Annotated in this window: 12 protein-coding genes; 7 read left to right on the forward strand and 5 right to left on the reverse strand. The window is 63.8% G+C overall.

Annotated elements, in window-relative coordinates; all coding sequences use genetic code 11:
- Nucleotides 1-5: 5 nt before the first annotated feature.
- Genes JHW44_RS02640 through hslO form a run of 3 tightly spaced genes read right to left on the reverse strand, consistent with a single transcriptional unit; the run spans nt 6 to nt 2,799 of the window.
- Complete coding sequence (locus JHW44_RS02640) at nt 6-1,181, reverse strand: CCA tRNA nucleotidyltransferase (protein WP_089343698.1); 1,176 nt, start codon at nt 1,179-1,181, stop codon at nt 6-8.
- Nucleotides 1,178-1,768, reverse strand: a complete 591-nt coding sequence (locus JHW44_RS02645) for a CoA pyrophosphatase (RefSeq protein ID WP_089343697.1) — start codon at nt 1,766-1,768, stop codon at nt 1,178-1,180. Before JHW44_RS02645 ends, JHW44_RS02640 begins: the two co-directional genes overlap by 4 nt.
- Complete coding sequence (hslO, locus tag JHW44_RS02650; protein WP_089343696.1) at nt 1,765-2,799, reverse strand: Hsp33 family molecular chaperone HslO; 1,035 nt, start codon at nt 2,797-2,799, stop codon at nt 1,765-1,767. Before hslO ends, JHW44_RS02645 begins: the two co-directional genes overlap by 4 nt.
- Nucleotides 2,800-2,946: 147 nt before the next feature.
- On the opposite strand from hslO, the gene JHW44_RS02655 reads away from it, so the two are divergent.
- Nucleotides 2,947-3,387, forward strand: coding sequence for an NUDIX domain-containing protein (locus JHW44_RS02655; RefSeq protein ID WP_089343918.1), 441 nt, complete (start codon nt 2,947-2,949; stop codon nt 3,385-3,387).
- Here the strand turns inward: JHW44_RS02655 and JHW44_RS02660 are convergent, their stop codons facing one another.
- The gene (locus JHW44_RS02660; RefSeq protein WP_089343695.1) at nt 3,388-4,677 is read right to left on the reverse strand and encodes a PP2C family protein-serine/threonine phosphatase; all 1,290 of its coding nucleotides are present in this window, start codon (nt 4,675-4,677) and stop codon (nt 3,388-3,390) included.
- A 93-nt stretch (nt 4,678-4,770) separates the two neighbouring features.
- Complete coding sequence (gene ilvA / locus JHW44_RS02665) at nt 4,771-6,018, reverse strand: threonine ammonia-lyase IlvA (protein WP_089343694.1); 1,248 nt, start codon at nt 6,016-6,018, stop codon at nt 4,771-4,773.
- A gap of 124 nt (nt 6,019-6,142) precedes the next feature.
- On the opposite strand from ilvA, the gene JHW44_RS02670 reads away from it, so the two are divergent.
- The 6 genes from JHW44_RS02670 (at nt 6,143) to JHW44_RS02695 (ending at nt 14,065) form a co-directional block, all read left to right on the forward strand.
- Nucleotides 6,143-7,369 carry an argininosuccinate synthase gene (locus JHW44_RS02670; RefSeq protein WP_089343693.1) on the forward strand — a complete coding sequence of 409 codons (1,227 nt, stop codon included), beginning with the start codon at nt 6,143-6,145 and terminating at the stop codon, nt 7,367-7,369.
- A complete protein-coding gene (gene mog / locus JHW44_RS02675) occupies nt 7,369-7,908 on the forward strand; it encodes a molybdopterin adenylyltransferase (protein WP_089343692.1) in 540 nt (179 codons plus the stop codon). The genes JHW44_RS02670 and mog overlap by 1 nt, the downstream gene beginning before the upstream one ends.
- Nucleotides 7,909-8,072: 164 nt before the next feature.
- Nucleotides 8,073-11,525: an AAA family ATPase gene (locus JHW44_RS02680; RefSeq protein ID WP_089343691.1), complete on the forward strand. Its 3,453-nt coding sequence runs from the start codon at nt 8,073-8,075 to the stop codon at nt 11,523-11,525.
- Between the two features lie 82 nt (nt 11,526-11,607).
- Nucleotides 11,608-12,063, forward strand: a complete 456-nt coding sequence (locus JHW44_RS02685) for a RidA family protein (RefSeq protein WP_089343917.1) — start codon at nt 11,608-11,610, stop codon at nt 12,061-12,063.
- Nucleotides 12,063-12,818, forward strand: a complete 756-nt coding sequence (locus tag JHW44_RS02690) for a glycerophosphodiester phosphodiesterase family protein (RefSeq protein WP_089343690.1) — start codon at nt 12,063-12,065, stop codon at nt 12,816-12,818. Before JHW44_RS02685 ends, JHW44_RS02690 begins: the two co-directional genes overlap by 1 nt.
- A 110-nt stretch (nt 12,819-12,928) precedes the next feature.
- On the forward strand, nt 12,929-14,065 hold the full coding sequence (locus JHW44_RS02695; protein ID WP_089343689.1) for a GNAT family N-acetyltransferase: 1,137 nt from the start codon (nt 12,929-12,931) through the stop codon (nt 14,063-14,065).
- The last annotated feature ends 6 nt before the right edge of the window (nt 14,066-14,071 follow it).

Here is a 14,071-nt window from a genome sequence, read left to right on the forward strand (position 1 = left end):
CAGGTTCACGTCATCTCCTTTCCCGCCAGACGGGCGATATCCAACAGCGCCGCTGCGGGCAGCGCAAAGCCCGATTCGATCCATGCGTCTTCGGCGGCACGCAGACCGCGGCCCAGTGCAGGCCCCTGCAGATCGGCGGCCAGATCAGCGGCGCGGATCGGAAAGCGCGCCCTTGCCGCCGCCTGCAGGTCGTCTTGCCACGAGTCGTGCAGTGTCATCCCTCCATTGGCGGCGCGCAGCAGGGCGATGTCACATCCGGCATCAAGTCCCAGCTTGTATCCGGCACGCTGCAACGACCATTCCCCGCGCGATCCGGCAAGCAGGCCTTGCAACTGCCGGGCTTCGGCGCGCGACAGGCGCAGATCCCAGCAATCCCTGTCGGGCGGTGTCAGCGCGGCCATCCGGCGCAGCCATGACGGTGCGACACCGGTCCTTTCCTCGATGGCAAAGAGGGCCTGCAGCGCGTCGCCATCGGCGTCCGGCAGGATCGTCTGCAGTACACCGCTTGTCTGCATCAGTTGCATTGCTGCGGATGGCCGGGGGGCGGACAACAGTTTCCTGAACTCTATCCCGATCCGCTCGCGTGCGATGCGGGAAAGCCCTTGGCGCAACTGTGCGCAGGCATCGACGGCATCGGGATCGGCCTCGCGTCCATACCACGCCAGAAAGCGGAAGAAGCGCAAGATGCGCAGGTAATCCTCGCGGATCCGTTGCGCCGGTGCGCCGACAAAGCGCAACCTGCGCGCCCTCAGATCCTCCAGCCCGCCGACCGGGTCGATGACCAGACCGGCGCGGTCGGCATAGAGCGCGTTCATGGTGAAATCGCGACGGCGGGCATCCTCGGCGAGATCGCTCGAAAAGGCCACCACGGCATGCCTGCCATCGGTCTCGACATCACGACGGAAGGTGGTCACTTCGAAACCGCGACCATCGGTCACCAGGGTAATGGTGCCGTGATCAATGCCGGTCGGCACGACCTTCAACCCCGCCTCTCGCGCCAGAGCCGTGACCTGCTCGGGGTGGGCGTCGGTCGCAAGGTCCATGTCATCGACCGCCTGGCCCAGCAGGGCATTGCGCACCGCGCCGCCCACCAGATAGGCGTGATGCCCCCCGGCCTCGATGGCCTCCATGACACGCTGCAACGCGCTGTCCTGCATCAGATCATCGGGCAGGCGGGTCATGGCTGCATCCTTCGGGCCAGACCCAGCAGGATCCGCGCCGTCGCTCCCCACAGGTAATAGGGACCGTAGGGCGCGACGTGAAAGCTGCGCCAGGTGCCGCGCCAGCGTCGCCGGGCGACCTGATATTTTTCGGGGTCGCTGACATGGGCGAAGGGCAGGGAAAACACCTCGTCCACCTCATCGGGTTCGGGAATCGGAATGAATTCGCCGCGGATGATTCCCAGAACCGGGGTAACGGAAAAGCCGGTCACCGTCTGATGCGCGGGCAGCGTGCCGATCAGATCGACCTGGGCCGCATTCAGGCCGATTTCCTCATGGGCCTCGCGCAGGGCGGCGGCGATCTCATCCGCATCACTCGGGTCGACCTTGCCGCCGGGCAGGGCGATCTGCCCCGGATGATGGCGCAGACCCGAGGCGCGCTTGGTCAGGATCAGCCGCCCGTCATCCTCGTGAAAGGCCGCCAGCACACCCGCCGGGCGCAGCGACACATCCGGTGGTGTCGAAAGATCCAGATCGAAATCGGAACTGGGCCCCGTCTTCACCGACAGGGCCGCACGCAGAAGGTCTTCCGACCAGGCGGGGCTCACTCTGCCGCCTTGTCCGAGGCATCGTCGCTGTCGGGCAGCGGCTCTCCGTCGGTATCCACGGTGGCCTCGAACCCCAGGCTGTTGGGGTCGAATTCGTAATGCGCCCCACAGAACTGGCAATCGGCAGTCACGATTCCTGCATCGGTGGTCATGTGACCGATATCCTTGGCGGAGTAGATCGACAGCGTATCGCGCACCCGGTCCGAGTTGCACGAACAGCCGAATTCGACCCGCTGAGCGTCAAAGACACGCGGAGTTTCCTCGTGGAACAGCCGCAGCAGCAAATCGGTCGGCCCCACCGTCGGGCCGATCAGTTCCAGCGTTTCGACCGTATCCAGCAGCAGGTTGGCGCGGCTCCAATCTTCGGATTCTCCGCCTTGCAGGATATCGGCGGCCTCCATCAGCCCGTCCTCACCGCTGCCGCCCTCCGAATTGGTCACCGGCTGGGCAGGCAGGGTCTGCAGCATCATGCCGCCGGCGCGCCAGTATTCGTCCTCGCCCGAGATCTGCGAGCGGCCGCTGGCCAGTTCAAAGCGCGTGGGCAACTGTTCGGATTGCGCGAAATAGGTCTGCGCGCAGGCCGACAGCGAGCCGCCCGACAGCGGGGTGATGCCCTGATAGGGCTGCATGTCCGTGCCCTGATGAATCAGGATCGCGAAATACCCCTCGCCGATCTGTTCGAAGGGCGGGCGGTCATCCAGCCGGTCCTCGTCGAAGCTGGCCCATGCCCGGATCCGGGCGGGGCTGCCTTCGCCTTCGGGGGCGTAATAATCGGCAGCGATGGTGCGCACGGCTCCGTTGCCGCGCACCTGCAGGCTGAGTTTCCAGCGCAGCTTGATGGTTGGCCCGATCAGTGCGGTCAGCAGCGCCAGTTCCGCAACCAGAGCCGCGACAGGCGCCGGATAGTCGTGGCGCGACAGGATATGATCCAGCACACCATCAAGGCGGGCAACGCGGCCGCGAATGGACGAACGGTCCAGTTGAAAGGGCAGAACCGTGTCGTCCCAGGCGATCTGGTTGATCTTGCTCATGGTGAATCCTTGAAGTCTTGGGCGTCCGGCACGTGGACCGGCGATGTCGCGCCCAATATAAGGCATTCCTGTCCGATCCCAAGGGGGCGGGGGTTTCTGCGCGCCCCCGCTATGTTTAGGGAGACTTGCAGCCATGCAGGAGCGATGATGATACCTCGATTCGGAGAGATGCCCCGCGCGGGCCGGCGCTATCGCCTGCGGCCCGGAGCCTATGCGATCCTGTTGCGTGATGACCGCATTCTGCTGACGCATCAGACCTGTCCCGTGCCCGATTATCAATTGCCGGGTGGAGGTGTCGAGGCCGGGGAAAGCCTGACGGCGGCCCTGCATCGCGAGGTCTTCGAGGAAACCGGCTGGACGATTGGCGGACTGCAGGGCTTCGGGGTGTATCGCCGCTATTGCGATATGCCCGAATATGACATGCAGGCGGAAAAGCTGTGCCATGTCTGGGTGGGGCGACCGATCCTGCGGCGGGGGGCGCCGACCGAGCCGGGTCACAGTGCCTGCTGGTTCACGCCTGCCGAGGCCTTGCAGCGAATCACCGATCCGGGGGCGCGTCATTTTCTGCGGCGGTTCCTGCGCGGTTGATCAGGTCTGACGGAGGGGGACGGGTCGGCTGCCGGCGGCATGTTCAATCAGGATCGCCGACATGTCATCGGGCCTTTCGCCACGACAATATTCGGACACCGACCAGGCCATCGATTCCAGGAAGGCATGGCCGCCAAGAAAGGCATTCGTGCGCATGATCGCCTCCAGCCCTTCCTCGCCCAGCAACCGACCGCCGGGCGGACAGGCTTCGGTGATGCCATCAGAGGCAATCAGCAGGCGCGCTCCGGGTTTCAGGGTAAATTCGATCTCATCGAAGATCGGGTTCTCGAGAACGCCGATGGGCATGCCGCCCCTGCCGATTCGCCTTACCTGACCATCGGACTGCTGCAGCATCGGGTGGGGATGACCAGCCTGCACCATTCGGACCGCGCCTGTGCTGTGGTTCAACTCGGCATAGATCATCGTGAAATAGGTGTCAGTGCTCATCTCTTCCAGCATCATGTTGTTGAAGAAATGGGCAAGCGCGGCGGGGGGCACGGCGTCGCAGCCGGTTTGCGCCGCGCGCAGCGCGACATTCTGATCCGAGGCGCCCGAGAGATGCACCGATAGCTGCGCGGTCAGCAGGGCGGCGGTAACGCCGTGCCCCGAGACGTCCAGTGCGTAGAAGCCGACGCGATCCTTGCCAATGGGAAAGAAGCCAACCAGATCGCCACCAATATGGCCGGCGGGGCGCAGCAGCAGCGATATCTGAATCGGTCCGAATTTTCCCGAACGTTCGCGCACCAGTCCCTGCTGCAGCTTGCGGGCCTCGCGCAGGTCGCGGTCGATCGCGCTCTGCGCCTCTTTCAGCTTGTCCAGTGCCGCTTGCAGGCGGACATTGCTGGCGCGCAGCTCTTTCTCGATGCGCAGGATACGCTCTCCGGCGCTGATACGCGCCAGCAGTTCGCGTCCGGAAACCGGACGATCCAGAAAATCGTCGGCCCCGGCCTCAAGGCCCCGGCGGATGTCCTGTTCATCCTGATCGGATGTCAGCAGAACGAAATAGCCATAGACCTTCCGTGGGCTGGTTCGGAAGATGCGACAGAATTCCGGCCCCTTGCGGTCGGGCAGTTCCCATGCCGAGAAGATGAGATCGGGATCATGCCTGCGGCATGCCTCCAGCGCCTGCGCCGCAGAATCCGCCTCGGCCAGCTGATAGCCCGCCGAACGCAGATAATGGGCGATACGGGTGCGATCCTCGCCCCGCTGATCGACCAGCAAGGCCCGTCGCAAAGCAAAGGCGCGCGGGGCATTGGCTGGATTCGAAATGGCGGTGCTTGCGGTCTTCATGGCAGCGGTTCTAGCCCCGCTGCCGTAAAAGACGTGTAAATCCGGAGGCCGAACCTGCGCCAATTTAGCGCAAGTTTTCGGCAATCACCCGGCTCAGACCAGAAGTTCGGCCAGAACCTCGTCGTTGGTTATGTCGCGGAAGGCAAAGCCACCCGCTTCGAGGCGCAGCTTCAGGCTGTCCAGATGCTCGGGCGCGGAGGTCTCGATCCCGAGCAGGACCGAACCGAAATTGCGTGCCGACTTCTTGAGATATTCGAAACGGGCAATATCGTCATCCGGTCCCAGCAACTGCAGGAAATCGCGCAGCGCGCCGGGGCGCTGTGGCAACCGCAGGACGAAATATTTCTTCACGCCGGTATAGCGCAGGGCACGTTCCTTGACCTCGGGCAGACGTTCGAAATCGAAATTCCCCCCGGAACATACGCAGACGACGGTCTTGCCGGTCAGATCGCCCAGATCATCCAGCACATCCAGTGCCAGGGCGCCCGCGGGCTCCAGCACCACGCCTTCGGTGTTCAGCATTTCAAGCATCGTGCGGCAAATGCGATCCTCGGGTGCCAGATAGACATCGGTGCTGTCGAAATGCTTCAGGGTCTCAAAGGGCAATGCGCCGATTCTGGCCACGGCGGCCCCGTCCACGAAACTGTCGATGGCAGGCAGCGCCACCGGCGCGCCATGTTCCAGTGCGGCCTTCAGGCTGGCCCCGCCAAGCGGCTCGGCAAAGACGAACCGGGCTTCCGGCGCGGTTTCCAGCATCAGCTTGGTCACGCCCGAGGCCAGCCCGCCGCCGCCGACCGGCAGCACGACAAGATCCGGGGTCCGGCCCAGCTGTCGCAGCATCTCGAATGCGACGGTCGCCTGACCTTCGATGATGTCCGGCGCGTCAAAAGGTGACAGGAACTGCGCGCCGTTTTCTGCGGAAAAACTTTGCGCGGCGGCCAGGGTCTGGTCAAAATAATCCCCGGTCAGGACGATTTCCACGGCATCGCCGCCAAAGATCTTGGTCTTGTTGATCTTCTGCTTGGGCGTGGTGACCGGCATGAAGATCGTGCCTTTCGCGCCGAAATGCCGGCAGGCGAAAGCCACGCCCTGGGCGTGGTTTCCGGCGCTGGCACAGACGAAATGCGCAATGCTGCCGGTATCGGTGCCGACCAGTTTGCGCATGGCGTTGAAGGCCCCCCGCAGCTTGTAGCTGCGCACCGGGGTCAGATCTTCGCGCTTCAGCCAAATGTCGGCGCCATATTTCGCAGACAGATGATCGTTGCGCTGCAACGGGGTAGGCTCGAACAGGTCGCGAAGCGCGGCCTCGGCCTGGCGGACGGAGGCGACAAAATTTTCCATCCCATGCCCATGGCGCGAAAGGCCGTGTTTGACAAGGGGGCGTGCGGGATATTGCGTCTCATGCCCTTGTGACAACGCAAGAATAGCCGTATTCCCCCATAAAATTCGAGGAAGGGTTAACCGCATGACCGACGCGCCGAAAAAAGTCGTCCTTGCCTATTCGGGCGGATTGGACACTTCGATCATCCTGAAATGGCTGCAAACCGAATATGGCTGCGAGGTCGTGACCTTCACGGCCGATCTGGGCCAGGGCGAAGAACTGGAGCCCGCGCGCCAGAAGGCCGAAATGCTGGGTATCAAGTCCGAAAATATCCATATCGAGGATCTGCGCGAGGAATTCGTCCGCGATTTCGTCTTTCCGATGTTCCGCGCCAACGCCGTCTATGAGGGGCTCTATCTGCTGGGCACCTCGATCGCGCGGCCGCTGATTTCCAAGCGACTGGTCGAACTGGCGCATCAGCATGGTGCCGATGCCGTGGCACATGGCGCGACGGGCAAGGGCAATGACCAGGTGCGTTTCGAACTGTCGGCCTATGCGCTGGATCCCGCGATTAAGGTCATCGCGCCCTGGCGGGAATGGGATCTGAGCAGCCGCACCAAGTTGCTGGAATTTGCCGAGCAGAACCAGATTCCGATCGCCAAGGACAAGCGCGGCGAAGCCCCCTTCAGCGTTGATGCGAACCTGCTGCACACCAGCAGCGAGGGCAAGGCTCTGGAAGATCCGGCCGTCGAGGCAGGCGATTACGTGTTCCAGCGCACGGTCAGCCCCGAAGAGGCCCCCGATCAGCCCGAATATATCGAAGTGACCTTCGAGCGTGGTGATGCCGTGGCGATCAACGGCAAGGCCCTGTCGCCCGCCACGATCCTGACGGATCTGAACGAATTGGGCCGCAAGCATGGCATCGGTCGCCTGGATTTCGTCGAGAACCGTTTTGTCGGCATGAAATCGCGTGGCATCTATGAAACGCCGGGCGGCACGATCCTACTGGAGGCCCATCGCGGCATCGAACAGATCACCCTCGACAGCGGAGCAGGCCATCTGAAGGACAGCCTGATGCCGCGCTATGCCGAACTGATCTACAATGGTTTCTGGTTCAGCCCCGAGCGCGAGATGCTGCAGGCCGCCATCGACAAGTCGCAGGAACATGTCACCGGCACCGTCCGGCTGAAGCTGTACAAGGGCAGCGCAACCTGCGTTGGCCGCTGGTCGGATCATTCGCTCTACAGTGAAGCGCATGTGACCTTTGAAGATGATGCGGGCGCCTATGATCAGAAAGATGCTGCGGGCTTCATCAAGCTGAACGCCCTGCGTCTGAAGCTGGTCGCCAACCGGAACGCACGGGTGAAGTAATGGAACAGCGCAGGACCGCTCGCATTGCCATCGTGACCGTCAGCGATCGTGCTGCTGCCGGAATCTATGAGGACAAGGGCGGTCCTGGCGCCGAAGCGTGGCTGCGCGAAACGATCACTTCGGATATCGAGATCGCGCGCCATATCATTCCCGACGGTCGCGAAGGCGTGGCTGCCAAGCTGCGCGAGCTGTGCGAGGCGGGCAGCGATCTGATCCTCGTGACCGGCGGCACCGGCCCGGCGCCGCGCGATCTGACGCCCGAGGCGGTGGCGGATGTCGCGCACAAGGAACTGCCTGGTTTCGGCGAGGAAATGCGCCGCGCTTCACTTGCCGAAGTGCCGACCGCGATCCTGTCACGCCAGACGGCGGTGATCCGTGACGCGACCCTGATCATCACCATTCCGGGCAAGCCATCGGCCATCGCCACCTGCATGAACGCGGTCTTTGCGGCGGTGCCCTATTGCCTTGATCTGATCGGTGCAGCGCGGATCGAAACCGATTCCGCCAGGATCAAGGCATTCCGCCCGAAAGCCAAATGATCTGCGCCCTCCGCCCCGCGCTAGCGGAAGTGGTCTGGCTTTAGGGGAATCTCGGCCATCTTGTGATGAATGGGCGCAATACGTCCAGATATAGTGGTTTAGGTTGACTTGCAGGGGTTAGGCGCTGACAATCGGCAGCCAGGAACAACAGGACGGGCAGCATTTTGCGTTTCGACCGGCTTCGACTGAACGGCTTCAAAAGCTTCGTTGATCCCACCGATCTGGTGATTCGCGAGGGTCTGACCGGCGTCGTCGGGCCGAATGGCTGCGGCAAGTCCAACCTGCTTGAAGCCCTGCGCTGGGTGATGGGCGAGAACCGCCCGACCGCGATGCGCGGCGAGGGCATGGAGGATGTGATCTTCGCGGGCACCTCGCGCCGTTCGGCCCGAGGTCATGCCGAAGTCACTCTGACCATCGACAATCACGACCGGTTGGCTCCGGCGGGGTTCAATGATGAAGACCGTTTCGACATCGTACGCCGGATCACCCGGGATGCGGGCTCTGCCTACAAGATCGGTGGCAAGGATGTGCGCGCGCGCGATGTGCAGATGCTCTTCGCGGATGCCTCGACCGGTGCCCATAGCCCGGCATTGGTGCGTCAGGGGCAGATCAGTGAGCTGATCAACGCCAAACCCAAGAGCCGTCGTCGCATTCTGGAAGAGGCCGCCGGGATTTCCGGTCTGTATCAGCGCCGGCATGAGGCCGAACTGAAACTGAACGGGGCCGAGAACAATCTGACCCGCGTGGATGACACGCTGGACCAACTGTCCACGCAGGCGGCCAGCCTGGCGCGGCAGGCTCGCGCCGCCGCGAAATATCGCGAGATCGGGGCGACGCTGCGTCTGGCCGAAGGATTGCTGCTGTATCGGCGCTGGTCCGAGGCCGAGGCCGCGAGGCTGGTGGCAGCACAGGCGCTGGCCGAAGCGCTCCGCAGTGCGCAGGCCGCCGAGGCCGCCTCGCGTGAAGCCAGCGAGCGCCGCGAGGCTGCCGATGAGGCCTTGCCGCCCCTGCGCGAAGAGGATCAGGTGGCCGCAGCGATCCTGTCGCGGCTGACGGCCGAAAAGGAAGCGCTGGATGATGCCGAGAAACGCGCAGTGGAACAGGTGCGGGCACTGGCGGCGCGGATTTCGCAACTGGACCGCGATATCGAACGGGAAGAGGCGCTGAACCGGGATGCTGGTGAGGTGGTGGAACGTCTGGCCTGGGAAAAGGCCGAACTTGAAAAGGCCGGTCTGGGCCATGACGACCAGTTGGAACGCACCCGGATGCAGGCGGATGAGGCTGCCGAGGCCCTGCGAGAGGTCGAGACCCGCCTGGCTGAACTGACCGATGAAGCGGCTCGGCTGGCCGCGCGTCACCACTCGGCCGAAAGGTTGGTGTCGGATCTGCGCACCATGATGGCGCGAGCCGAACGGGCGGCCACCGAGGCCGAACAGAACGCTGCGCGTGCTGCCGAAGCGGGGGCTGCTGCCGAGGAAGCCCTTGCCACGGCAGAGCAGGCCCAGGAGGCCGCCGCCGATCGTGCCGAGGCCGCCGAAGAAGCACTGGCCGGTGCCGAGATTGTCAGGGCCGAAGCCGAGGCCGCCGAGGCTGCCAGCCGTGTTGCCCGTTCCGAGGCCGAGGGAGAGGCCAGCGCACTGGCGGCCGAAATGGCCGCCCTGCGTCGTCTGGTCGAACGCGGGCAGTCGGACGGGGCCGCGATCCTTGACCAGGTGCAGGTCGAAAAGGGCTATGAAATCGCCTTCGGCGCGGCGCTGGGGGATGATCTGCGCGCCGGACTGGCCGAGGACGGTCAATCGGGCTGGCGGGATCTGCCCGGATGGGATGATCCGCAGCCTATGCCGTCGGGCGTCATGCCCCTGTCGCGCCATGTCAACGCGCCCGAGGCGCTGAACCGGCGGCTGTCGCAATGTGGCATTGCCGAGGATGTCGCGGCGGCGCGGGCCCTGCAGTCGGAGTTGCTGCCGGGGCAGCGGCTGGTGACGCGCGAGGGCGATCTGTTCCGCTGGGACGGAATGTGTGTTCTGGCGGGGGAAACCTCGTCCACGGCGGCGCTGCATCTGCAGAATGTCAACCAGCTGACCGAAATCACGCAGCAGGCCGATGAAGCGCAGGCTCGCGCGGCGGATGCGGCGCAGATTCATGATGAGGCGCGTGCGCGGCTGGCCGATGCGGCGGCCACCGAGAAATCGGCACGTGATGCCCGGCGCGAGGCCGAAAGGCTGTTGTCGGATGCGGCGCGGGCCGCCACGCGGGCAGAATCGGATCTGGCATTGGCCAACAGTCGGCTCGAGGCCGCCCAGGCGGAACTGGCGCGTCACCGTGCAGATGCCTCGGATGCCTCGGCACGTCTGGGGCAGGCGGAACGTGCCTTGGCCCATCTGCCCTCGCGCGATGATGCGGCAGCGGCGGTGGAACATGCCCGCACCGGGGTCGAGGCCGCACGGATCGCCACCATGACCCGCCGTGCCGCGCTGGACGAGTTGCGACGCGATGGCACGGCCCGCGTGAAGCGTCTGCAGGAAATCGCCAAGGAGGAATCGGGCTGGAAGCTGCGGCTGCAACAGGCCGGGACGCGGGGCGCGGAACTGGTCGCACGGCGCGAGGCTGCCGCCGCTGAACTCGAGGATGCCGAGGCGCAACCCGCCCTGCTGGCCGAGCGGCGCGAGGAATTGACCAATCGCGAGATAGAAGCCATTTCGCGGTTGGAGCGGGCGCGTGCGGCGCTGACGGCGGCCGATGAGATTGCCCGCAACTGCGCACATGCGGAACGCGATGCGGAACGCCTTGCCTCGGAAGCCCGCGAAACCCGCGCAGCATGCCAGGCCAGGGCCGAGGCTGCCCGAGACAGCGAGATTGCCGCCCGCGAGCGCATTCTTGAAGAGACCGAATCCACCCCCCAGGACCTGCTGGCCTCCTTGGGAGAGGTTGATACCGATACGCCATCCGAAATGTTGGAAGACCGGATTTCCCGCTTGCGCGCCCAACGCGACAGCCTTGGTGCGGTCAATCTGCGTGCCGAGGAAGACAAGCGCGAAATCGAGGAAGAGCGTGACAATCTGCAACGCGAAAAGACCGATCTGGAAGAGGCGATCCGCAAGCTGCGGGCCGGAATTGGCGGCCTGAATCGCGAAGGTCGCGAACGGTTGCTGGCCGCCTTTGATACGGTGAATGCCAATTTCTCGACGTTGTTCACCAGCCTGTTCGGCGGAGGCGAAGCAAGGTTGGTGCTGGTGGAATCCGATGATCCGCTGGAAGCCGGACTTGAGATCATGTGCCAGCCGCCGGGCAAGAAGCTGTCGACCCTGTCGCTGCTGTCGGGCGGGGAGCAGACGCTGACGGCCATGGCATTGATTTTCGCTGTCTTTCTGGCCAATCCGGCGCCGATTTGCGTGCTGGACGAGGTTGACGCGCCGCTGGATGATGCGAACGTCAGCCGCTTCTGCGATCTGCTGGATGAAATGACCGGGCGCACGGACACGCGCTTTCTGATCATCACCCACCATGCGGTGACCATGGCGCGGATGGACCGGCTGTTCGGCGTGACGATGGTTGAACAGGGTGTCAGCCAATTGGTCAGCGTCGATCTCAAACGCGCCGAAGCTCTGGTCGCCTGACAGTCCTCGCGCTAGGGTGCCCCCGAATCACGACGCGCCGCCGGTTGTCCCAACCATGCGGCCCAAGCCTGACGAGGACATCATGAGCATCGAAGCCCGACTGACCGAAAAGGGAATCACCCTGCCGGACGCCCCTGCGCCCGCCGCGAATTACGTGCCCTATGTGCAAAGCGGCAATCTGATCTATGTCTCGGGGCAGATCAGCTCTGACGAAAACGGTCTGATCACCGGAAAGCTGGGTGACTCGATGGAGGTCGAGGCCGGTGCCGCTGCGGCGCGCCGCTGTGGTCTGGCGCTGATCGCGCAACTGCGTGCTGCGACCGGCTCGCTGGACAAGGTGAAACGGGTGGTCAAGCTGACGGGTTTCGTCAATTCCACGCCTGACTTCACCGATCAGCCCAAGGTCATCAATGGCTGCTCGGACCTGATGGTCGAAGTCTTTGGCGAGGCCGGGGCACATGCCCGCGCCGCAGTTTCCGCTCCGTCGCTGCCGATGGGTGTCGCGGTCGAGATCGAAGCGATCTTCGAGGTCGAGTGATGGCCACGCTGCCCAGGGCGTTTCTGACCGCCCCCATCACCCATCGCGGGCTGCATGGCGATGGCGTGCCGGAAAACAGTCTGGCGGCCGCCCGTGCCGCCATCGACGCGGGATATGGCATCGAAATGGACATTCAGCCCGCCAGTGATGGCGAGGCCATGGTGTTTCATGACTATGATCTGAAGCGTCTGGCGAATGATCCGCGTCCGATCACGGAGATCAGTGTCGACGAGCTGACAGGCACCGAACTGTCGGGCAGCCGCGAGGTCATTCCGACCCTGGCAGAGATGCTGCAACTGGTGGCTGGCCGCGTGCCACTGCTGATCGAAATCAAGGATCAGGATCGGGGTCTGGGTGGCCATATCGGGGATCTGCACCAAAGGGTTGCCAGTCTGTTGAGCAGCTATGACGGGCCGGTTGCGGTGATGTCCTTCAACCCCCGTATCGTCGGCGCATTTCACAAGATCGCGCCGGATGTGCCGGTCGGTCTGACGACCTGCGGCTATGGCGAACAGGACTGGACCATGCTGGACGAGGAAACCCGTCGTCATCTGCGCGATATCGCGGATTTCGATGATGTCGGGGCCTGTTTCATCTCGCATGATCACAATGATCTGGACAATCCGCGTGTTGCGGCGCTGAAGGCGCAGGGCGTGCCGATCCTTTGCTGGACGATCCGTTCCGCCGCGCACGAGGCGAAGGCGCGCAGGATTGCGGACAATATCACCTTTGAAGGTTACCGACCGGCTTCCTGAAACGGCGGGCGCGCAGGTCTCTTGCCTGTGCGCCCGGCATGCGTGGCCGGAAGCTGCGAATGTGATCGGCAAGATCTGGCATTTTCCGGGCGGACGACTAGTTTGATCGCATGAACGCGCCCCTGACCCTGTCCACCCATTCTGCAATTGCCGAGATTCCTTCCGATGTCTGGGACCGGCTCGGGGATGGCAATCCCTTCACCACCCATCGCTTTCTGGATGCGCTGGAGAAATCCGGTTCGGTCGGGCCGGGAACAGGCTGGCAACCCCTGCATCTGACCATAGAGCGCGACGGGCTGATTCTTGGGGCCGCGCCTCTCTATGCCAAGTCGCACAGTCAGGGCGAATACATCTTCGATCATGCCTGGGCGCAGGCCTATATGCGAGCCGGCGGGGCCTATTATCCCAAGCTGCAATGCGCCGTGCCCTTCACGCCTGCGACGGGCAACCGGTTGCTGTCGCCCGACCCCGAGGTGCGGCGGGCCTTGCTGAGCGGCATGACTCAGCTGGCCGAAAGGGGCGGAGCCTCGGGCGTGCATGTTACCTTCTGCACCGAGGAAGAGGCCGAACTGGGGGCCGAAGCGGGGTTCCTGCCGCGCGTGACCCAGCAGTTCCACTGGTATAATCGCGGTTATGCCGGCTATGACGAGTTTCTGGCTGCGCTCTCATCGCGAAAGCGCAAGGCTTTGCGCAAGGAGCGCCAGCGTGCGCAGGCATTTGGCGGCAGCATCCGGCGCCTGCAGGGCGATGATCTGCGGCCTGAACATTGGGATGCCTTCTGGGTCTTTTATCAGGACACCGGCAGTCGCAAATGGGGGCAGCCCTATCTGACGCGGGAATTCTTTGATCTGGTTCATCAGACCATGCGTGACGATGTCCTGCTGGTCCTGGCCGAGCGGGATGGCAGACCCATTGCCGGGGCGCTGAATTTCCTGGGCGAAAGCGCGGTCTATGGGCGCTATTGGGGCTGTGTCGAGGATCACGCCTTCCTGCATTTCGAACTGTGCTATCATCAGGCCATCGACTACGCGATCGAGCATGGCATCGAACGCGTCGAGGCCGGCGCGCAGGGCGAGCACAAGCTGGCGCGGGGCTATCTGCCTGCGCCGGTCCATTCATTGCATTGGGTCAGCGATCCGGGGTTCATGGGGGCTTTGGCGCAATATCTGGATCAAGAGCGCAGCGCCGTGGATGACGAAATCGAAATCCTCACCGATTGGGGGCCGTTCCGCAAATCGGACAGCTGACCCGGC

Origin of the sequence: Paracoccus seriniphilus (genome assembly GCF_028553745.1) — a bacterium.
GTDB lineage: Bacteria > Pseudomonadota > Alphaproteobacteria > Rhodobacterales > Rhodobacteraceae > Paracoccus > Paracoccus seriniphilus.

What these genes read in the sequence shown, in the direction of transcription:
- JHW44_RS02640 (WP_089343698.1), bottom strand. Translation starts at nt 1,181, where the DNA reads ATGACCCGCCTGCCCGATGATCTGATGCAGGACAGCGCGTTGCAGCGT.
- hslO (WP_089343696.1), bottom strand. Translation starts at nt 2,799, where the DNA reads ATGAGCAAGATCAACCAGATCGCCTGGGACGACACGGTTCTGCCCTTT.
- JHW44_RS02655 (WP_089343918.1), top strand. Translation starts at nt 2,947, where the DNA reads ATGATACCTCGATTCGGAGAGATGCCCCGCGCGGGCCGGCGCTATCGC.
- JHW44_RS02660 (WP_089343695.1), bottom strand. Translation starts at nt 4,677, where the DNA reads ATGAAGACCGCAAGCACCGCCATTTCGAATCCAGCCAATGCCCCGCGC.
- ilvA (WP_089343694.1), bottom strand. Translation starts at nt 6,018, where the DNA reads ATGGAAAATTTTGTCGCCTCCGTCCGCCAGGCCGAGGCCGCGCTTCGC.
- JHW44_RS02670 (WP_089343693.1), top strand. Translation starts at nt 6,143, where the DNA reads ATGACCGACGCGCCGAAAAAAGTCGTCCTTGCCTATTCGGGCGGATTG.
- mog (WP_089343692.1), top strand. Translation starts at nt 7,369, where the DNA reads ATGGAACAGCGCAGGACCGCTCGCATTGCCATCGTGACCGTCAGCGAT.
- JHW44_RS02685 (WP_089343917.1), top strand. Translation starts at nt 11,608, where the DNA reads ATGAGCATCGAAGCCCGACTGACCGAAAAGGGAATCACCCTGCCGGAC.
- JHW44_RS02690 (WP_089343690.1), top strand. Translation starts at nt 12,063, where the DNA reads ATGGCCACGCTGCCCAGGGCGTTTCTGACCGCCCCCATCACCCATCGC.
- JHW44_RS02695 (WP_089343689.1), top strand. Translation starts at nt 12,929, where the DNA reads ATGAACGCGCCCCTGACCCTGTCCACCCATTCTGCAATTGCCGAGATT.